Source organism: Kocuria sabuli, assembly GCF_040981185.1.
GTDB classification, from domain to species: domain Bacteria; phylum Actinomycetota; class Actinomycetes; order Actinomycetales; family Micrococcaceae; genus Kocuria; species Kocuria sabuli.
The window spans coordinates 94,633-114,608 of the sequence record NZ_JAVHZE010000007.1; the positions used below are offsets into that span (position 1 = coordinate 94,633).

17 protein-coding genes are annotated in these 19,976 nt (G+C 70.9%); 6 read left to right on the forward strand and 11 right to left on the reverse strand.

The genetic code is table 11. The annotated features are described in order from the left end of the window. Window positions 1-595 precede the first annotated feature (595 nt). Complete coding sequence (locus RE027_RS09210; RefSeq protein WP_368807950.1) at window positions 596-1,258, reverse strand: GntR family transcriptional regulator; 663 nt, start codon at window positions 1,256-1,258, stop codon at window positions 596-598. Between the two features lie 490 nt (window positions 1,259-1,748). Here RE027_RS09210 and RE027_RS09215 point away from each other — a divergent pair, with 490 nt between their 5' ends. After that, window positions 1,749-2,612, forward strand: coding sequence for a transketolase (locus RE027_RS09215; protein ID WP_368807951.1), 864 nt, complete (start codon window positions 1,749-1,751; stop codon window positions 2,610-2,612). Continuing rightward, window positions 2,609-3,655, forward strand: a complete 1,047-nt coding sequence (locus RE027_RS09220; protein ID WP_368807952.1) for a transketolase family protein — start codon at window positions 2,609-2,611, stop codon at window positions 3,653-3,655. Before RE027_RS09215 ends, RE027_RS09220 begins: the two co-directional genes overlap by 4 nt. Before the next feature lie 113 nt (window positions 3,656-3,768). On the opposite strand, the gene RE027_RS09225 is transcribed toward RE027_RS09220, so the two are convergent. The 3 genes from RE027_RS09225 to RE027_RS09235 all read right to left on the reverse strand — a co-directional run bounded on the left by RE027_RS09225 (window position 3,769) and on the right by RE027_RS09235 (window position 5,742). Next, on the reverse strand, window positions 3,769-3,978 hold the full coding sequence (locus RE027_RS09225) for a hypothetical protein (RefSeq protein WP_368807953.1): 210 nt from the start codon (window positions 3,976-3,978) through the stop codon (window positions 3,769-3,771). 135 nt (window positions 3,979-4,113) lie between these two features. Continuing rightward, window positions 4,114-4,887: an SDR family NAD(P)-dependent oxidoreductase gene (locus tag RE027_RS09230; RefSeq protein ID WP_368807954.1), complete on the reverse strand. Its 774-nt coding sequence runs from the start codon at window positions 4,885-4,887 to the stop codon at window positions 4,114-4,116. A gap of 30 nt (window positions 4,888-4,917) precedes the next feature. Beyond that, complete coding sequence (locus RE027_RS09235) at window positions 4,918-5,742, reverse strand: sugar phosphate isomerase/epimerase family protein (RefSeq protein ID WP_368807955.1); 825 nt, start codon at window positions 5,740-5,742, stop codon at window positions 4,918-4,920. Between the two features lie 286 nt (window positions 5,743-6,028). Here RE027_RS09235 and RE027_RS09240 point away from each other — a divergent pair, with 286 nt between their 5' ends. Further along, a complete protein-coding gene (locus RE027_RS09240; protein WP_368807956.1) occupies window positions 6,029-6,970 on the forward strand; it encodes an alpha/beta hydrolase in 942 nt (313 codons plus the stop codon). Between the two features lie 98 nt (window positions 6,971-7,068). Here the strand turns inward: RE027_RS09240 and ppc are convergent, their stop codons facing one another. Then, entirely contained in the window at window positions 7,069-9,876 is a 2,808-nt protein-coding gene (gene ppc / locus RE027_RS09245; protein WP_368807957.1) for a phosphoenolpyruvate carboxylase, read from the reverse strand. A 204-nt stretch (window positions 9,877-10,080) separates the two neighbouring features. On the opposite strand from ppc, the gene RE027_RS09250 reads away from it, so the two are divergent. Further along, the gene (locus tag RE027_RS09250) at window positions 10,081-10,551 is read left to right on the forward strand and encodes a hypothetical protein (RefSeq protein WP_368807958.1); all 471 of its coding nucleotides are present in this window, start codon (window positions 10,081-10,083) and stop codon (window positions 10,549-10,551) included. 61 nt (window positions 10,552-10,612) lie between these two features. Here RE027_RS09250 and RE027_RS09255 read toward each other — a convergent pair whose 3' ends face one another. Beyond that, the gene (locus tag RE027_RS09255) at window positions 10,613-11,116 is read right to left on the reverse strand and encodes a phosphoribosyltransferase (RefSeq protein WP_368807959.1); all 504 of its coding nucleotides are present in this window, start codon (window positions 11,114-11,116) and stop codon (window positions 10,613-10,615) included. Between the two features lie 120 nt (window positions 11,117-11,236). Between RE027_RS09255 and RE027_RS09260 the strand changes: the two genes are divergently transcribed. Then, window positions 11,237-11,812, forward strand: a complete 576-nt coding sequence (locus RE027_RS09260) for a cysteine hydrolase family protein (RefSeq protein WP_368807960.1) — start codon at window positions 11,237-11,239, stop codon at window positions 11,810-11,812. A 114-nt stretch (window positions 11,813-11,926) separates the two neighbouring features. On the opposite strand, the gene RE027_RS09265 is transcribed toward RE027_RS09260, so the two are convergent. Both RE027_RS09265 and RE027_RS09270 read right to left on the reverse strand, forming a co-directional pair. Further along, on the reverse strand, window positions 11,927-12,631 hold the full coding sequence (locus RE027_RS09265; RefSeq protein WP_368807961.1) for a cation efflux transmembrane domain-containing protein: 705 nt from the start codon (window positions 12,629-12,631) through the stop codon (window positions 11,927-11,929). Next, window positions 12,628-12,960, reverse strand: a complete 333-nt coding sequence (locus tag RE027_RS09270) for an ArsR/SmtB family transcription factor (protein ID WP_368807962.1) — start codon at window positions 12,958-12,960, stop codon at window positions 12,628-12,630. Before RE027_RS09270 ends, RE027_RS09265 begins: the two co-directional genes overlap by 4 nt. 420 nt (window positions 12,961-13,380) lie before the next feature. Between RE027_RS09270 and RE027_RS09275 the strand changes: the two genes are divergently transcribed. Beyond that, window positions 13,381-15,378: a hypothetical protein gene (locus tag RE027_RS09275; RefSeq protein ID WP_368807963.1), complete on the forward strand. Its 1,998-nt coding sequence runs from the start codon at window positions 13,381-13,383 to the stop codon at window positions 15,376-15,378. Window positions 15,379-15,716: 338 nt separating this feature from the next. Here the strand turns inward: RE027_RS09275 and RE027_RS09280 are convergent, their stop codons facing one another. The 3 genes from RE027_RS09280 to RE027_RS09290 all read right to left on the reverse strand — a co-directional run bounded on the left by RE027_RS09280 (window position 15,717) and on the right by RE027_RS09290 (window position 19,942). Continuing rightward, the gene (locus RE027_RS09280; protein ID WP_368807964.1) at window positions 15,717-17,420 is read right to left on the reverse strand and encodes a peroxidase family protein; all 1,704 of its coding nucleotides are present in this window, start codon (window positions 17,418-17,420) and stop codon (window positions 15,717-15,719) included. A gap of 160 nt (window positions 17,421-17,580) precedes the next feature. Further along, a complete protein-coding gene (gene lepB / locus RE027_RS09285; protein WP_368807965.1) occupies window positions 17,581-18,114 on the reverse strand; it encodes a signal peptidase I in 534 nt (177 codons plus the stop codon). Between the two features lie 67 nt (window positions 18,115-18,181). Then, window positions 18,182-19,942 (reverse strand): multicopper oxidase family protein, encoded by a 1,761-nt coding sequence (locus tag RE027_RS09290; protein WP_368807966.1) that lies wholly within the window; start codon window positions 19,940-19,942, stop codon window positions 18,182-18,184. Window positions 19,943-19,976 lie beyond the last annotated feature (34 nt).

Below are 19,976 nucleotides of genomic sequence, written 5' to 3' on the forward strand. Positions count from 1 at the left end.
CTCGTGCCCCTTCGCTCACGCGCTGCGGGGCGATGACTATCACTTCGCACTGCTAACCGTCGACGGTTAACAATGAATGTAGAAGTGTAGGTCACATGTGTCAAGCATCACTTCGGCTCGCCGCGGGGATGCGGGCACCCAGGGCCGCCAGGCGGAGACGTGATCCGCACCCCGCGCCGCCGCCGACAGGGGCAGGGGGGCGAGCTGGCACCCGGCGCGGCAGGGATCCAACGCTCGAGACTGCTGACTGGATCCGTCAGCGCAGCATCGACCGGGGCACCGGCAGCGGAACGGTCGACGTCGCTGCCTGCCCGCACTGGTCGACGCGCGAGGAGAGCCTCCGGCACCGGAGAGAAGTCATCCGGGTGCCGTGCTCCACGGAAAGGTCCTCGACGTCTCACGGCAGGGCAGCGGCGTCCCCCGACACGGTCGACCCCCGGCCGAGCTGCGGGCGTGCCGAGCTCGCGCCATGGGCGTCGACGGGACGGGCGACCGGCCCACGCACCCGGCCTGGCTGCAGCGCCTCCTCCGGCTCCGTCGCAGGATGGGCCGTCATCCACCCACTGTGCGGTCGACCGACCCGCTGGGTGGGGAGCTAGGAGACGACGAGGTTGGTGGCGGCTTCGTCCATGTGGGAGAGCATGTAGTCCGCGGCCGCCGCGGCGTCCCCGGCGGCGATGACGTCGACGATGGCGGTGTGCCGGTCCACGCGCATGTTGCCCACCGCCCGTTCCATGCCGGCCCACATGAAGGACATCCGGATCGACCCCTCCAGGGCCTTCCAGGAGTGCAGGAGCATGTCGTTGCCGGTGAGCTGGCACAGGGTGCGATGGAAGTTCAGGTCGGCCTCGATGCGTTCCTCGAGGGTGTCGTGGACGGCCTCGTCCATGGCCCGCACCGCCTCGCGCAGGGTGACCACGGCCGCGCCCCGGTCCTCCGCCTGGCTCAGCACCCGGACCGCCAGGGACTCCAGGGCTGCTCGGACGGCGAAGATGTCCAGGATCTCCTTCGCGTCCAGGCTGCGCACGGACAGCCGGCCGCGAGCACCGGTGGTGATGAGGCCTTCCTGCTGGAGCTGGCGCATGGCCTCGCGCAGCGTACCGCGGCTGATCTGCAGCTGCTCGGACAGCTCCGTCTCCACCAGGTGGGTGCCCGGTGGCAGTTCGCCGGTGGTGATGGCCCGGCGCAGCGCGGTGAGGGCCTGCTGGCGCAGGTTCACCTTGGCCAGTCCGGCCAGGGCTGCTGTCTGTGTGGTCATCGGCGTCGTCCTTCGGAGAGCTGTCGGGGACAAGTCTGCAGTGCCGGGTCTCATGGGCGAGCAGGGGGGCTGTCGCCGCTCCTCCGGGAGCGCGGGGCCGGGCGAGACCCACGCCCCGCACCACTTCACAACCGTGCCCTGCGTGGACCCCGGAAGAGGTGCCTCCGGCCGGTGCAGTGCTACATCGATCATACGCATCGGTCAACCGTCGACGGTGAACCGGCATGACAGCATCCACCGGCTGCCGCACTGGCCTGCGGCGCTGAGCACGGGGCCACGCACGGGGAGAGACGTCAGGACGCAACATTCACGCCTTGAGTGTTGACTGTTAACAAAGGATTCGTCTAGTGTGAGTCACGCCACAGCCACTGTCAGCAGTCGGTAGTGCGGTGGAACACAGCGGCTCCGCCTCCCACCGGGCGCGCCCACCCGGCGCACCGGAAGGCGCAAGGACCCGCCGACCCGACGAACACCACACGAGGTGAAATCCATGCCAGCAACCAATGAACCGAATCCGGTGGATCCTGAGCGTCTGCAGCGGATCAAGGAGGCGGCCTTCCGGATCCGCACGAACGCCCTGATCCAGGCCGAGGTGCAGGGGCAGGGCTACATCGGCCAGGCCCTGGACATCGCCGACGTGCTGGCGGTGCTCTACGCCGACCAGCTGAACCTGCGTCCGGAGGACCCGGAATGGGAGGGCCGGGACCGCTGCCTGCTGTCCATCGGCCACTACGCCATCGCCCTGTACGCCGCGCTGACCGAGGCGAAGTTCCTGCCGCTGGAGGAGCTGGAGACCTATGCGACCGACGACTCGCGGCTGCCGATGTCGGCGATGGCCTCCTACACCCCCGGGGTGGAGATCTCCGGCGGGTCGCTGGGCCACGGCCTGGTGATCGCCAACGGTGTGGCCCTGGGGCTCAAGCGCAAGAACAACGACGCGTTCGTCTACAACATCCTCTCCGACGGGGAGCTCAACGAGGGCTCCACCTGGGAGGCCGCCGCCGTGGCCGCCCACCACGAGCTCGACAACCTGATCGCGATCGTGGACTTCAACGACCAGCAGGCCGACGGCAAGAGCCAGCACATGCTGGGGATGGAACCCATCGAGGGGAAGTTCGAGGCCTTCGGCTGGCTCACCCGCCGGGTGGACGGCAACGACGCGGCCGCGGTGCTCACCGCCCTGGAGGAGCTGCGCGCCAGCGACGCCGCCCAGCCGCGGTGCCTGATCGTCAACACCAAGCTCGGCAAGGGCGTGGACTTCCTGGAGAACCGCGAGAAGCTGCACTTCATGTCCGTCGCCGCTGATGAGTGGCAGACGGCCCACGACCGACTGAAGGAGTCGTCCCAGGCATGAACACCACCCCGAACGCCGCTGCTCAGAACAGCGCGGCGCAGAAGAAGCGGCTCACCTCCGACGCCATGAGCGCCTCCCTGGCCAAGGAGGGTCAGCGGGTCACCGCCGCGCCCCTGGGCCACGCCCTGGTGGAACTGGCCGAGCGCGACGAGCGGGTCGTGGGCCTGTCGGCAGATCTGGCCAAGTACACCGACCTGCACATCCTGCGCGATGCGATGCCGGACCGGTTCTACCAGGTCGGCATGGCCGAGCAGGCCCTGCTCGGGGCCGCGGCGGGCCTGGCGATGGAGGGCTTCGTGCCCTTCGCCTCCACCTACTCCGTCTTCGCCACCCGCCGGGCCTACGACTTCCTGTGCCTGGACATCGCCGAGGCGAACCTCAACGTGAACATGGTCTGCGCCCTGCCCGGGCTCACGACCGGCTACGGCCCCTCCCACCAGGCCACCGAGGACGTGGCGATCCTGCGCGGGATGCCCAACCTCACGATCGTGGACCCCTGCGACGCGGTGGACATCGAACAGGCCGTGGCGCAGCTGGCCGCCCACGACGGGCCCACCTACATGCGCATCCTGCGCGGGAAGGTCCCGCGGGTGCTCGACGAGTACGACTACACCTTCGAGCTCGGCAAGGCCAAGCTGATCCGCGACGGGGCCGAGGTGCTGCTGATCTCCACCGGCCTGATGACCGAGCGCGCCCTGGAGGCCGCCAAGGCCCTGGAGGCCGACAAGGTCGACGTCGCCGTCCTGCACGTGCCCACCCTCAAGCCCCTCGACGAGGCGACCATCCTGGCCGAGCTGGCCAAGGACCGGCTGGTGCTCACCTGCGAGAACCACACCGTGATCGGAGGGCTCTTCGACGCGGTCGCCCACACGGCCGTCCGCGACGGGGTGCTGCGCCAGATCACCCCGATCGGGCTGCCCGACGAGTTCCTCGACGCCGGAGCCCTGCCCACCCTCAACGACCGCTACGGGGTCTCCACGGCCAAGATCGCAGAGAAGGTCAGGACCCTGCTCCACCCCCGCCGCACCGAGGCCGTCGGCTGAGGCCACCACCCCCGAGCAGGACACCGCACAACGGTGAGGGCCGGACGGAGAAGTTCTCCGTCCGGCCCTCACCGTTTGTCGTGGCACGCCGATCGGTCCTGTGCCTGCACTGCTCACCGGGCGCGCACGGGACGGGGCATCTTCCAGATGGTGAACTCGCAGGCGTGGATCAGGGTCCGCTCACCCAGGGGACCGTCCAGGACCCACAGCACACCCAGCCGAGGGCAGACCATGTCGACCGCTCCCCGGTAGCGCACCGTGTCCCAGAGCCGGATCTCGACAACGTCGCCGGCCCGGAGCTCGGAGATGTCATGGACCCGCACCCCCGTCGATCTCGGGGAGTGGGGCGTAGCAGAAGGGTGAGGGCGGGCCGGACCGTGCATGGTGTCTCCTGGAAGGTGATGCCGCCGCCTCCCCGCAGGTGCGGGGAGGCGGCGGGCACGGAGCGGACGAGCCGCTCAGTGCATGTGGCTTCCGCCGTTGATGTCGAGAGTCACACCGGTCAGGTAGGAGGAGTCCTCGGAGGCGAGGAACGTGATCGCCGCCGCGACCTCCTCGGTGGTGGCCGTGCGCCCCACCGGGATGCCCGCCGCGATGGCGGCCTCCTGCTCGTCGGTGCTGCCCACGCGGATGTTGGTGTCGACCGCACCGGGGGTCACCGCGTTGACCGTGACACCGGTCGGGCCCAGTTCGCGGGCCAGCGCCTTGGTGAACCCGAGGACGGCGGCCTTGGCCGAGGAGTAGGGCACCTTGCCGAAGACCCCGCCACCGCGCTGGGCCGAGACGGAGGACATGTTCACGACCCGGCCCCAGCCCTGGTCGATCATCTCGGGCAGGAACGCCTTGGTGACCAGGTAGGTGCCGGTGGCGTTGACGTCCATGACCTTGTGCCACAGCTCGAGCGTGGTCTCCAGGAAGGGGACCGGGGAGGTGATGCCGGCGATGTTGACCACGGCCCCGACCGGGGGAAGGTTGCCGGCCGCCGATTCGGCGGCCACCGCGTCACGGGCGGTGGCCACGGAGGCCTCGTCCGAGACGTCGATCGCGTGACCGAAGGCCGGCACGCCGTGCTCCTCCGCGATGCCCTGGGCGACCTGGGAGGACTTCTCGCCGTCGAGGTCCAGGATCACGACGGCCCAGCCCTCGCGGGCGAAACGGTGGGCCGTGGTGGCCCCGATGCCCTTCTCGGACGTGGCTCCGGTGATGACGGCGGTGCGCTGGATGGTCGACATGGTGCTCCTATGGGTGGTTGGGAATGGGTCCTACAGCAGGGACGAGATGTACTCGGCGGCCGCGCGCGCGGCCTCCGGGCGCTGCTCGTGGGTGACGTCCCGGGTCTCGAGCTCGAGCGAGAAGTGGCCGGTGTACCCGGTCCGCTCGAGGGCCTGCAGACCGGAGGCGAAGTCGGCATCGCCGTTGCCGATGCTCAGGTTGATGTCTCCCGCGGTGGCGTCGCGCAGGTGCACGTGCGCGATCCGGTCGGAGAAGGTCTCGGCGAAGCGCACCGGATCCCCGCCGGAGGCGACGATGTGGCTGAAGTCCATGACGACCCCCACCCCGGTGCCCTCGAGCTCGTCCGCCAGTCGCTGCGCACGGTCCTCGTTCCAGCACAGGCGGAAGAAGTGCAACGACTCGCACCACAGCTCGACGCCGGCCGCGGCGGCACGCCCGGACGCGCCGGCCAGCTCGGCGGCCACCGTCCGGACGTCCTCCTCGAGGGACCGGATCGGCTCGTGGTCCAGTGCACCGCAGGGCAGGACCAGGGCGTCGGCGCCGACCGCGGCCGTGAGCCGCAGCAGCATGTCCAGGTGCTCCGCGCGCTCCGTGCGCCGCTCCTCGTCCAGCACCGCGTTGAGGTCGCCCACGTCCCCGTTGACCGAGCGCACGCGCAGGCCCGAGGCCCTCACGTCGGCGGCCACACGATCCACGGCGGCCTCGTCCAGCACGTAGGGGACGTGGTCGCAGACCCCGGGCAGAGCACCCAGGTCGATCTCCTGGAAGCCGAGCTCACGCATGGTGCGCAGGGCCTCGGGCAGCGGCTGGTGCCGGAAGCTGATGGACGAGCAGCCCAGTCGGGGAGGGTACATGTAGTGCGTCCTTGCCTGAAGCCGTCAACGGGATGTGCTACAGGTCACGCTACTGCGAGCGACTGTTAACAGTCAACAAGAAGGCCTTCCCAGTGTCATGAGGTCTCCCCCACGGCGCTTCCGCTCTTGTCGACCACCACCGGAGCCGACGACAGGGCGTCCGAGTCCTCGTCACCGGCCAGGCCCCGGTTGCCCGCCTGCCGCGTGGTTGAGGGCCCGGGGCCGGAACGTCACCCGGGGCGCATCATGGTCCTGTACGTGGTGCCGGGAGCAGGAGGACGAGGTCATGATCCGAACCGTCGCATTCGACTCCGGCGGGACGCGGTGCACCGCAAGGCTGTACCGGCCCGCCGAGGACGGCGCGCGCCCGGGGGTGGTGATGGGCCACGGGTTCACGGGCACCCAGGACCAGCTGGCCGCCTACGCCCGGGCCTTCGCGGACCGAGGCCTGGCCGTGCTGACCTTCGACTACCGCCACTTCGGCGACAGCGGGGGAGAGCCTCGGCAGGTCGTCGATGTCGCCGAGCAGCTGGAGGACTGGCGGGCCGCCGTGAAGGCGGCCCGGTCCCTGCCGGAGATCGATCCGCAGGCGGTGTCCCTGTGGGGCAGCTCGTTCTCCGGTGGCCACGTGCTGCGCCTGGCCGCCGAGGATCCGCGCATCCGCGCCGTGGTGGCCCAGGTGCCGGAGTTCGGAATGGGCTCCGGGAGCATCCGGGAGGAGATCCGGGCCAAGAGACAGCGCAAGGGTGTGCCGCTGAGAACCATCGCGCGAGCCGGCGTGCGGTTGATGGGCGCGGCCGTGCGGGACGAGGTGCGGGCCAGACGCGGACGCCCGCCGTACTACCTGCCGGTCTTCGCCCCGCCGGGAGGTGTGGGAGCGGTGATCGATCCCGACCATCACCGTTTCCTCGCCCGGGCGGCCGGGACGGGACCGACGTGGCGCAACGAGTTCGCCGCCCGGCTCTTCCTGCACCCGCCGAAGTACCTGGAGGGTACCGCCGAACGGGTCGCTGCGCCGCTCCTGGTCTGCGTGGCCGAGCACGACACCGAGACCAACGCGCGGGCCGCCGCCGACATCGCCCGGACCGCACCCCGCGGAGAGGTGCTGAGCTACCCGGTGGGGCACTTCGACATCTACGAGGACCCCTGGCAGCAGCGGATGATCGAGGACCAGGCCGGGTTCCTGCACCGGCACCTGTGGACGAGCACCGAGGTGGACGAGCACTGAGGTGGACGGGCGCCGAGGCGCCCCACCCCTGAAGAACCCGCGCGGCGCACCGGGACCGGACGGGGCGGGGACCTCGGCGGGACGGACCGCCCGGGTGGTCAGCCGGTGTTGCGCAGCCCGGCGGCCACCCCGTTGATGGTGATGAGCAGCGCCCGCTGCAGCCCCTCGTCGACCTCCCGGCCCTCGGCGCCCTGCTCCCGGATCCGGCGCAGCAGCTCCACCTGGAGATAGGAGATGGGATCGAGGTACTGGTCCCGCACCTCGAGCGTCTGCTTCAGGGTGGGGCTGCCGTCCAGCAGCTCCGTCTGCCCTGTGAGCCGGGCGAGCTCGTCGAGGGTGAGCTCGTACTCGCGGCGGATCGTCTCGAACACGTGCTGGAGCCGCTCGGGCACGAGCGCCCGGACGTAGTGGGCGGCGATCTCCAGGTCGGTCTTCGCCGCGGTCATCTCCACGTTGGAGATCACGGAGCGGAAGAAGTGCCAGCGCTCCAGCATGTCGCGCAGGTCCTCCTCCATCCCCGACTCGCGGGCCGCGCGCAGCCCCGAGCCCACCCCGAACCAGCCGGGCACGATCTGACGGGACTGCGTCCAGCCGAAGACCCACGGAATGGCCCGCAGCCCGGACAGGCCCTTGTCCGACGACGGGCGCTTGGCCGGCCGGGAGCCGATGTTCAGCGCGCCCAGCTGCTCCACCGGGGTGGCGGAGAGGAAGTACTCCGGCAGGTCGGGGTCCTCGACCAGGCCGGTGTAGGCGGCGAAGGCGGCGTCACTGACCACGTCCATGACCTCGCCCCAGCGCTCCAGCTCCTGCTCGGTGGAGCGCGGGTCCTGGTGCAGCGCCGTGGCACGCAGCACGGCGGCCAGGGACAGTTCGAGGTTCTCGCGGGCCAGCGCGGGGAGGGAGAACTTGTCGCTGATCACCTCGCCCTGCTCGGTGAACTTGATCTCGCCGGCCAGGACCCCGCTGGGCTGGGCCAGGATGGCGTCGTGGGTGGGCCCGCCGCCGCGACCCACGGACCCGCCGCGGCCGTGGAAGAGCCGCAGCCGCACGCCGTGCCGGGCGGCGACGTCGCGCAGCCGGCGCTCGGTCCGGTGGATCTCCCACCGGCTGGTCATCACTCCGGACTCCTTGTTGGAGTCGGAGTAGCCGAGCATGACCTCCTGGATGTTCCCGCGCGCGGCGACCACTCGCCGGTAGGCCGGGTCGGAGAGCAGCGCGTCGATGACCTCCGCGGAGCGGCGCAGCTCCTGGACCGTCTCCAGCAGCGGAGCGAAGCCGAGGGTGGCGCGGTCCTGCTCGCCGGTGAGGTCCACCAGCCCGGCCTCGCGGGCCAGGATCACGGGGGCCAGGATGTCGTCCGCGTCGCGGGTCATGGACACGATGTAGGTCTCGACGATCTCCTCGCCGTAGATCTCCTGGGCCCGGGCGATCTCCCGGAAGACGGCGAACGTCCGGTCGGCGTCGCCGTCGAGGTGCACGGCACCCGTGGACAGTCCTGGCGGGGCGAGCGGACGGCGGCCGGCGAGCTCCCCGGCGAGCACCGCCGCGCGCGCGGCACGGTCCATGTCCGCGTAGGGCCGGTCCAGCTCCCCCAGCCGGTCGAGCAGCTGCCCCACGGCCTCGTGGTGGGCGTCGGCGTGCTCGCGGACGTCCAGGGTGGCCAGGCCCAGGCCGAAGCCGGCGATGGTGCGGGTCGCCGCGGCGAGCGAGCCGTCGGCGGCGAGCGCGCCCGTGTGGTGCCGCAGCGAGCGGGCCACCACGTCCAGGTCGGCCACGAGCTCGGCGGTGGTCCGGTAGTCCCGGCCCGGCTCGTGGACGGTCTCCTCCGCGAACCGGCGGCGCGTGTTGATCAGCTTGGCCTTGATGCAGGTGAGCTTGAGCCGGTACGGCTCCTGCGCGTTGAGCTCGAGCACCCGCGGGTCCAGGCCGGGCAGGTGCGCCACGTCCCGTTCCACGGACTCCCGGAGCTCGGGGTCGATCTCGACGATGGCGGTCGAAGAGGAGATCCGGGAGACCAGCACGTCCAGGAAGCTCAGGGCGACGTCGACGGCAGCCTGCCCCTGCAGCTGGAGGACCCGGCGGGTCATCTCGGGGGTGACGTTGGGGTTGCCGTCCCGGTCCCCGCCGATCCAGGACCCGAAGCGCAGCGGCGGGGGGCCGGCCGGCAGGTGCACGTCGTGCTGCGAGAGCTGGTCCTCGAGGTCCGCGAGCAGCACGGGCATGGTCTCGGTGAGGACCTCCCGCAGGTAGTACAGGGCGTTGCGGGCCTCGTCGAGCGGGGTGGGGCGGTTCTGGCGCAGCTCGTCGGTCTGCCACAGGAGCTCGATCAGCTCGGCGAGACGCCGGTCCTGGCTGCGGCGCGCGGCGGAGCCCTCGGGGGTCTCGCGGGCCAGGATGTCGGAGAGGTGCCGGATCTTGGTCAGCACGGAGCGCCGGGAGGCCTCGGTGGGGTGCGCGGTGAACACCGGCCGGACGTCGAGGCTGTCCACCGCCTCCCGCAGTGCGTCGGGACCGGCCTCGGCGGCGACGTCGGTGACGGCCGCGGCGAGCCACCCCTCGTCCTCGGGCCGGCGGCCGAGCACGCGCACCCGGTGCACCTGCTCGGCGGCGTTGGCCAGGTGGAAGTAGTGGGCGAAGGCCCGCACCAGGTCCGTCGCCCGGTCGAGGGGCAGCGAGCCGAGCAGCTCGCGGACCTGGCCCGCGGCGTCGTCGGCCCCGGAGGCCTTGGCGTCCTTGGTGAGCCGGCGGACCTGCTCGACGAGGTCCAGCAGCTCCTCGCCGCGCTGGCGGGTCAGGGTCTCGCCCAGCAGGGTGGTGATGCGCCGGACGTCGGCCCGCAGGGGCGCGTCGATCACCTCGGCGGGGCTGGGGTCGGCGTGCGGGGGCCGGTCGGGATGCGTCGTCATGTCTCGGCTGCTCCTGGCTCGTCGGTCGGGGCCGGACCGCGCACGACCGACGACCGGTCGCGCCGTCGGTGCCTGCCCGCCCAGCGTACCCCGGACCCCGGACCGGGGTGTCCTGCGCCACTGCCGGGACGCGCCCGTGCCCGGCCGGTCCCGGAGCGGTAGGTTCGGCGGTGAGCACACCGCGCGCGCCAGGAGGCACCGGTCATGACCCAGACCCCGCACGGCTCCCCGCCGGTCCCGGCCCGGCCGCCCAGGACGGCCCCGCTGCGGCTGCTGCTGCGGCTCACGCTGCTCTCGCTCGGGGTCAACGTGGCGGACACCGTGGTGCAGGCGCTCACGGGTCCCCTCACGCTCCTGTCCGGCATGGAGGACGTGCTCCGCGTCCCGTGGATCCCCGGGGGCGGGCCGGCCGCCGTGCTGGCGCTCTACGGAGTGGTCCTGACGACGGCGCTCTACGCCCTCGTCTGGTTCCCGCTGCGGGAGCAGATGCAGTGGGGCTGGATCCTCGGCCTCGTCTTCTGCTGCCTGGCCGTGCTCGGCGACGTCGTCGACCTGGCGGTGCTCCTCCTGGGCGGCGACGTGCTGCCGGCCCTGAGCACCGCCGCCCTCGTGGCGGTCAACGTCCTGTGGCTGGTCGTGGCCGGCCGGCCCGGGGTGCGCGCGGCGCTGCGCTGAGAAGACGGCACCGTGCCGCAGCCGTCCTCAGCCCCGGGATCCGGCGATCACGGGGCACCGGTCAGGAGCCGGCCGTGACCGGCGGGGCGGCCGACCACGGGAAGACGATCCACTCGTCGGTGGCCCGCCACACGAAGTCCGGCGCGACGACCGAGCGGGGCTTGGCGTAGATCACCGCGGACCGGGCCTCCGCGCCGAAGCCGCGCAGCAGCTCCAGCACCAGGGCGAGGGTGCGTCCGGAGTCGGCCACGTCGTCGACGACGAGCAGCTTCCGCCCCGCGATGGACTCGGTGTCCAGCATGGGGGCGAGCAGCACCGGGTCCGGCAGCGTCTGGTGCACGTCCGTGTAGAACTCCACGTTGATCGCGTCGGAGAGCTTCACACCCATCGCGTAGGACAGGGCGCCCGCCGGGAGGAGGCCTCCGCGCGCCACCGCGATGATGATCTCCGGCAGGAAGCCGCTCTCCACCACGCTCCGGGCGAGCTCCTGGGTCGCCTCGCCGAAGCGCTCCCAGGTCAGGATCTCCTTGCCCTCGAGCTCCAGGGCGTCCGCGTGATAAGCCATGCGCCCGAGGCTACCCCAGCGGCACGGCGGCTGGAGCGCCCGGGCCATTGGCAGTAAGTTTACTGACCAGATCACTTCGCGCCGACGCCCCGCGTCGGCGACCCCACCGGAGAGGACGCCATGACCCAGCACCGCGCGGAGGGCCGCACGGCCCTGCTCGTCATCGACATGCAGAACTCCTACTTCGAGTTCCCCGAGCTCGAGGAGCAGCGGGAGTCCGTGACGGGAAAGATCAACGAGCTGATCGCGGCGGCCCGCGACGGCGACTGCCCGGTCCTGCTGGTCCGCACCCAGCACGAGCGGGACCGCTCCACCTGGACGGTCAACATGCACGACGACGGACAGGGCTTCGCCTATCCCGGCACGGAGCAGTCGCAGTACGTGACCGGCCTCGACACCGAGGGCGCGACGGGCCTGGTCAAGACCCGGGACAGCGCGTTCTTCGACACGGACCTCGCCGCCCGGCTGCGCAACCTCGGCGTGGAGCAGCTCGTGGTGTGCGGGATCTCGACGCACACCTGCGTGTCGCAGACCGCGATCGACGCGTTCGCGCACAACTTCCGGGTCGCCGTGGCCCGGGACTCGGTCGCCTCCGAGGACCCGGAGCTGTCCCGGGCGCTGCTGGCCTTCCTCGAGAACGAGAAGCGCCAGGAGGTGCTGCACCAGGCCGGGGCGGTGGCCCGGCTCCGCGGCTGAGCACGCAGGGTGCAAGCGGCGACTCCTCTGCCGCGCGGCTCCCCTACGAGACCGCCGACGGCCCCGACGCCGAGACACCGGCCCACGGGTGGGCCGCACACCTCGGGAGCGTGCTCACGAGCAGCAGGAGCAGCCACCGCCACATCCGTCGTCGCCGTCTCCGTCCGCGCCGACGAGGACGGCCGCGGGCGTGCAGCAGGCGTCCCCGCGCCAGGCCTCCAGACCCTCCTTCACGGCCACGGCGGCGATCACCAGTGCGGCCACCGGGTCGGCCCAGGTCCAGCCCAGCGTGCTGTTGAGGAGCAGGCCCACCAGCAGCACGGCCGAGAGATAGGTGCACAGCAGGGTCTGCTTGGAGTCGGCCACCGCGGAGGCGGAGCCCAGCTCGCGGCCGGTGCGGCGCTCGAACCAGGACAGCAGCGGCATGACCACCAGGCTCACCGCCGCCAGCCCGATCCCCACCGGGGAGTGCTCCGGCTCGGCGGCCCCCAGCAGGGCGCGCAGCGCGTCGACGGAGACGAAGGCGGCGAGCCCGAAGAAGGAGAAGGCGATCACCCGCATGGCCACCCGCTCCCGGTGGTGCGGGTCCGGAGCGGCGAACTGCCAGGCCACCGCGGCGGCGGACAGCACCTCCACGACGGAGTCGAGACCGAAGCCGACGAGCGCCGAGGAGGAGGCCACGGTGCCGGCGGTGATCGCGATGATCGCCTCGAGGACGTTGTAGGTGATGGTGCCGGCCACGATCCACCGCACCCTCCGGTGCAGGACCGCACGCCGGGCCGCCGGAAGGGGCCGGGGCCCGAGAGAGATCGAGCTCATGCGCAGGTGCATCCTTCCGGGGAGCAGCAGGTCGGGTCCACGGTGGCCACCAGCTCCAGCAGGTCCCCCAGGGCACCGCCCAGCCGGGGATCGGCCAGCCGGTACCAGGTGCTGCGCCCCTCACGAGTGGCCTCCACGAGTTCACAGCCGCGCAGGCACGCGAGCTGGTTGGAGATCACCTGCTTGGACACGTCCAAGGCCTCGGCGAGGTCCGAGGGACGGGCCGGAGCTTCCCGCAGGCTCAGCAGGATCCGGGTGCGGACGCCCTCCGAGAGGGCGTGGCCGAGCCGGGTCAGAGCGGCGGCATGCGTGACGGTCACCGTGGTCATGCTCTGACAGTACACGTTTCCATGTACCGTTGGGGTGCGGTGGCCCCGGGCGTGGGGCTCAGCCGGCGACAGGGGTCGGCAGGGCGGCAGCGATGTCAGCCAGAGGGGTCTTCGGCGAGGAGACCGTGAAGTCCGTCTGCGTCGCAGGACGTCAGGCTCCCTGGTGCCTCTCCCCAGGACGGTCCGAGGCATCTGTTTCCCACCGCTCCCCGGCAAGCTCCAGGACCGAAATCCCGCGGAACATCGGGTCAGGACGGTTCCCCCGCAGGGCTCCGCGCTCCGGCCCACCTCGTGCCGTACTCCTCCGGCCCTGTGCGGACCGGATCCGATGTCGATGCCGATCACATCTGCAACAGGGTTTTTCCAAGAGTCCCTCCACATATTTGCGATGTCATCACCATCGCTCTATGAGGAGACATCATGAGCACGTCAACCGGCCCCCAGGAACTGTTGAGGGACCCACCGCGAGGACTTCGCCTCCGTCGGAGTCTTGCAGTATCCCTCGCCCTGGCGCTGGGCGCCACGGGCATCAGCGCCGCGGTCGCCGCCACCAAGGTCACCGAGACGAACAAGAATCAGCTGGTGGCCGTGGGGCCGGTGAACAGCAAGTACGGGTTCCCGGCCTGGTACGAGGACAGGACCGGAACCCGCCTGGAACTGTGCGACGACGGCACGAACCCGCTGTGCGGCCTGGCCGCGGAGGAGGGCTTCGATCCCGAGCAGCCTCTCGCTCTTCCGCGGGAGGGGGTCGCACGCAACTTCCCCCACGAGATCTTCTACATGCTGGCCGGCTCCGAGCTGGACCTGCCCGGTGGGGGAAGCGCGGTCCTGACGCTCGGGCTGGAGGCGGCCTTCGGCAACGAGGTGGCGGACGGGGAGCAGATGGTGTTCGCCCGGCAGCGCCTCGTGGTCAAGGACGGACCGGCCAACAGCACGCTCTCCTTCCCCCACCCCTACGGGACCATCGAGGTCGACACCGACGCCGAGGGCAACGCCAAGCTCGTGGAGGACATCTCTCCCGCGGTCGGCAACTTCAACACGCCCCTGGGAAGCAACCTCGGCCCGTTCCTGAAGTGGGACACCGGGGCCCCCGCAGGCTACCTGGGCAACCCGGACGTGCCGCACAAGATCGTGGGCGGGATCCGGACCACCTTCTCGGTGTCCGGCACGACCTCGACCGGTGATTCCGTCACAAATTCGACCGATTTGTTCACCGTCCAGGGCAAGATCGCCACCAACACGGGGGTGAAGGCGGAGCACGCCGTCGTCAACGACGGCTACATCGATGTCTTCGCCACCAGCCGCGGTGACACCCTCGAGGTGTCCGGCCAGGGCATCGCCACCACGCCCATGGAGAAGGCGCCGGGGAGCTCCGAGCTCGCCTATGCCCGCGTCAAGGTCGACGGGGCGGCGCCGAGCGAGGTGACCGTCACGAACCTCACCGACGACCCGCAGAGCACCAGCACCGTGCGCGTGAGTGACGTCTCCGTCCCCACCTCCGCCACGTACGACGGCACGAAGCTGACTGTCGTGGCGAAGACGACCTCCGCCTCCGCGAAGGTCGACGGATTCGGGGACATGGCAGCCGGGGCCGACGGCACCCACCAGGGCTCGTTCGACACCGTTGCTCCTCCGGTCAACGTCACCGTCTCGACCGGCACCAGCAAGGCCACCGTCCCGGTCGTCGTGACCGGCGGCGAGGAATCGCCCAGGGGCCTCGCGCCGATTCCGGTGAGCCCCGACAACGGCGGCGTGACCGTGGTCGAGGGCGGCACCCCCGGCGCCGGGACTCCGCCCGCCGGGCCTCCGGCCGACGACACCGAGAACCCGACCGCTGCCGTCGCCCCGCTGACCGCTTCGGTGGCCCGCGGCATCGCCACCGAGCTGGACGGCAGCGGCTCCAAGGACAACGCCGGCGCCGTCACCTACGAGTGGTCCCAGGTGAGCGGTCCCGAGGTGGCGTTCGACCGGAAGGACGTGGCCAAGCCCAAGGTCACGGTTCCCTTCTTCACCACGACCAGTGCCGCGGCACCCGTGGCGCCGGACGCGAACCCGGTGCTGCAGCTGGTGGTCACGGACGCCGCCGGCAACAAGAGCGCTCCTGCGAGGGTCACGCTGAACAGCGACGACGAGGTCTCCATCGCCGCCGGTGCGAGGTACCGGGCCGGCAAGGAGTTCCGGCTCGGCGGCACGGCCGTCGTCCAGGGCGCCCCGACGCTGCTGCAGCCGCCCACGTCAGTCAATGTCTATGACGTGGCCGCGGACGGGACGTCCAAGCGGAAGCTCGGCACGGCACAGGTGGACACCCTGGGCAACTGGGAGCTGAGGCTGCGGCCGGCACCCAGCGGCACGGTCACGAACGTGCTCGTGCAGTCCACACGCGGTGGCGAAGCAAGAGGGGCGGTCGCAGCCGGGTGACGTCGAACACGTAGACCGCCTCCCCTGTGGGGCCCGTGCTCCGATGACTGTCGGAGCACGGGCCCCACTCTTGTGCGCTCCCGTGTCCCGGCCTGTTCCGCGCCGGCCGGCCCGCCGACGACGAGGACCGCAGGGCGGGAACGGCCCGTGGCAGGCGGAGCGCGTCCGTGCGGACTCCGTCCGCACGGACAGGAAGGGAAGGCGGGAAGACCGAGGACGGAGAGACGGGTGGGTGGCCCTCGGTCACCGGTCGATCCCCCACCACGCACGGGACCGTCCTGCCCGGGTGGGCAGGACGGTCCCGTGCGTGGTCCGCCGATCCTGGTGTCCGGCCGTGGTCAGCCGGCCGGTTCGAGCTCCGCCTCGGCGTCGCCCTCCACGTGGAGCTCCTCCACCTCGACCTCGAGCTCGTCCTCGGCTCCCTCGTCCTCGGCTCCCTCGTCCTCGTTGCCGACGGGCATGTTCTCGAGGGCCCCGGCCATCTCGAGGAAGTCGCCGCACGCGAAGGGCGTCCTCTCCGGCGCCCACCCGGTGGGGGCGTTGAGGACGGACGTGCGGTCCAGGGAGAGGACGCCCAGGACCACCTCTGCGATGATCCTCCCGCCGACCGGGCCGAGTGTCCGCCCACCGAGCAGCTCCGCCTCCTTCAGCACGTAGAACCACAGCGGCGCCCGGCCGTTCCAGCGGGGGTCCGTGAGCCCGAGCCTGTCGTTGGGGATGGGGGCCACGCCCATGGCCCTGGCGACGTCCTGCCCGGCCGGCAGGCCGAGCCGCTTGCCCCGCAGCAGGTTCCGGTGGGCCAGTGAGAGGATGGCGCCGTCGACGTGCTGCACCACGGTCGGTGGGAGCTCGTCGAGCGGGAGCGCCAGCTTGGTGTCGATCAGCCGGGTCATGTTGCGGTCGTCCGGCACGCTCATCCCGGGGACGTCGAAGAAGTAGTTCCAGTCGGCCCGAGCGATGGTCGGCAGCGGGCGGGACCCCCGGAGGTCGTTGGACGGGTTCCCGAAGAAGGGAATGGTGACCGCGTCGTGCATCTCGTACTCGGCGCGGATCATGCTGTGGCCGAAGCGGTACGCGGCCACCGAGTACTCGATGGGCATCATGGGCCGCGTGGGGTTGCCGGGCTTGTAGAACCGGCAGTCCACCCCGGTCGGCCCGCCCCGGCGGGGCCTGAGCATGCTGTCCACCAGGGCCTGGCCCACGATGTGGGGCAGGAAGTCGTGCACGATCAGCCACTGGTAGTGCCACCGGGTCAGCTGCTGCGCCTGTTCGAAGGTCTTGCCGGCGTCGATGAACTTGTTGTGCAGCTGCAGGAAGGTGAGGTGGAACTGGGCGACGATGAGGTTCTCGTCGTTGCGGTGGTCCCCGATGATCGCGGTGCCGTCCGCGTTGCGCGGCAGGTCGGGGAAGCCGTCGAGGTTCTGGCCGAGGCGCATCCGACGCGGATCCGCCGGATCGTAGAGCTGGGGATCCGCGTCCGGCCCCCTGCCGTAGACGGACCCCAGCTCGAAGAACGGGGTGTCGAAGTTGGTGAGGCCCCTCGGATCCATCTCCTGCTGCGGCATGGGGGTCTTGTCGAGCGTCATGTCGTGGTCGATGAACTGGCCCAGATATGCGTAACCGGCCGGGATGTCCGGGTTGTCGAACCCGTCGTTGCTGAGCGAGACGTCGGCCAGCGGCGGGGTGCGGTCCACCATCTGTTGTGCGAGGTCCGCCAGCAGGTCGTCGTCCGGCGCGAATGCCGGGAGCTTCTTGAACATGACGCCGAAGCGTCCCTCTCTGGTCCGGCCCGCGGTGATCGCGATGTCGGAGCCGCGGGGAGCCCCCACGCCGTGGCCGGACCGGGCCGCGCTCAGCACCGGGGACGACGAGGGCCCCGCAACGGGTGCCTTGGGCGAGGGCGCCTTGGGCGCGGCCTGCGCCTGGCCCGCAACCGGCAGCGTGGCCAGACCGGCCATCAGGCCGGTGATGACGCCTCGGCGCGAGACTCCCCCGGACGCCTCGGCCCCCTCCGGCACGCGGATTTTCTTCATGGCTCTCATCAGGTGTTCCTCTCCCCCGAGGTGTGCTTGTGCAATCCAGGAAACGGTCCGAGGCTTGGAAATACCTTGCTGGGTTCCCGTTCGTGACAGGGGGAAAGCGGGCCCGGGACGAGGGGAGAGGTCCCGGGCCCGCCGGTCTGTGTGCCGCGGGGCGGCGGATCTAGGTCCGGGGGAGCAGGACCGTGGCCTCCAGGGTCTCGGCCGGAACGGCGCCGAAGTGCCGGGAGTCGACCGACACGCCCCGGTTGTCGCCCATCACGAAGACGTGTCCGTCGGGGACGGTGACCGGACCGAAATAGGTGCCGTCGATCCGGCTGTGGTCCACGAACGGCTCGTCGACCGCCCTCCCGTCCACGACGAGGACGGAGTCCTCGATCGCCACCGTCTGCCCGCCAGTGGCCACGACCCGCTTCACGGTCGTGCTGGCGTCCTCGGGATGGGGGAACACGACCGTGGTGCCCGCGGACACCCGGTCGGGATCAGGATCCGGCTTCAGGAGCAGTGCGACGCTCCCCTCCCCCATGGTGGGCTCCATGCTGTCCGAGGCGACGACCACGGGTTCGACCAGCCAGATCCGGACGGCGAGAACCAGGACCAGGCCCAGCAGGACGGCCCAGACGGTCCTGCGGCCGACGGGTCGGTGACGGGCCCCCGCCTCCTGGTCCGGGGGCGATGCGGTGCTCAGCGCTGCCATGTCGGCTCATCCTTTCTTCTCGGGCGGGAACGGTGGCCGGGCGTCCTCGGCCGCGGCGACGACCGGATCACTTGCCAGGACGCGGTTCCCTCGTCTGGTTTCCCTTCCCCGAGTTCTTGGTGGGCGAGGGCGAAGCGGACGGCGACGGCGACGCGGACGGCGACGGGCCTGCAGTCTCGGACGGCGAAGGCGTCGGAGTGGGCGACGGGGCGGGGGCGGTCGTCCCGGCCGGCACCGCCGGTGCCGCCGTCATCGGATCGTTGGGGTCCGGGTCCTGGGACTCTCCGACCTGGTACTGCACCATCATGTCGTGGTCCTCGTGGACCAGGTTGTGGCAGTGCACCATGTACCGGCCCGTGTGGGGGCCGAACTTCATGAGCAGCCGGACGGTCTCGTTCTCGCCCACATAGGCGGTGTCCTTCGGCCCGAGCTCGTAGGCGAACGGAGCCCTGCCGTTGCGGCCCAGGATCTTGAAGTCCACCAGGTGGATGTGCATGGGGTGGAACCACCCGCCCGAGCTGTTCTCGAACTCCCAGATCTCCGTGGCGCCCAGCTCCACCTCCGCGGCGACCTTGCGGTAGTTGCTGGCGATCACGTCCTCCCACGTGACCCCGTCGATCGTCCACATGCCGTTCGAGCGCTCCACCCGGAAGCGCCGTGTCCTGGTCGCCTGGCTCTCCTGCAGGTCCATCACCTCGCTGCCGGCGAGCGTCGTGGGGATCCGGTTCCAGGTGGGATCGGACGTGTCCACGGCATCACCCACGACGTCGAAGGCCATGATCTTGTCGGTGAAGTCGTAGTCGACGTTGTTGTCGTTGGACAGGTTCTGCAGTTCGACACGCTGTCCGGTCTTGTACTTGCTGAAGTCGATGAGGAACTCGTAGCGCTCGGCGCTGGCGTGCCGGTACTCGCGCACGGCCTGAGCGGTGGGCATCAGCCCTCCGTCCGTGGCGACCATGACGAGCGGGTCCCCCGTGCTGAGCCTGGGCCGGTAGGACCGGGAGATGGAGCAGTTCAGGAACCGGAACCGGTAGACCCGCTTCTGCACCTTCATGACGGGCCAGGGCTTCCCGTTCACGAGGACGACGTCCCCCCACAGTCCCGACTGGCTGTTGTCCTCGTAGCCCAGGGATCCGTTGGCGGCGAACATCGCGTCGGAGACGGTGAGGGCGACGTCGTACTTCCCGCGCGGCAGGAGCCGCTCCGAGTTGGCGTCGTGCATGTGGTACTGCCCCGCCAGCCCCGAGTAGGCGTTGAGCGCGGTGTGGTGGACCCCGTGGTCGTGGTACCACAGCGTCCGGGCGCCCTGGAAGTTCGGGTACTTGTACGTCTTCTGGAAGCCCGGCCGTGTGATGTCGCTGGCGTAGCCGTCGTACTGGGGCAGGGAGGCGGAGCCGTGCAGGTGGGTCGACGTGTCCAGGCTGTGACCGTCCAGGGCGTGCTGGCGCGGCAGCTTGTTCACCACGGTGAGCTCGACCTTGGTGCCCTGGTAGACGTCGATCGTGGGGCCGGGGAAGATGCCGTTGTAGCCGAGGATGGGCGTCAGGAGACCCGCCTTCGGCAGGATCTGGGCCGAAGCGGCTCGTTCCTCCACCCGGTAGTACTTGATGGGCTTCCCGTCGACGGGGTCGACCGTGGGCCGACTCCCCGGGTCCTCCGCGCCCAGGACGGGCGACTGGGTGAAGGCGGTCTGGAACGGCCTGGGCATCAGGGAGTCGGCGAGCGCGCTCGCCGACTTGGCGTTGACCGCTGTCGTCGGCACGCCCAGAGCCGCCCCCGCGACTCCCAGCCCGCCCAGCAGCAGGACGTTCCTTCTCGAGACAGCCATGACGATGTTCCCCCTTGGATCAGGACCGCTGCAC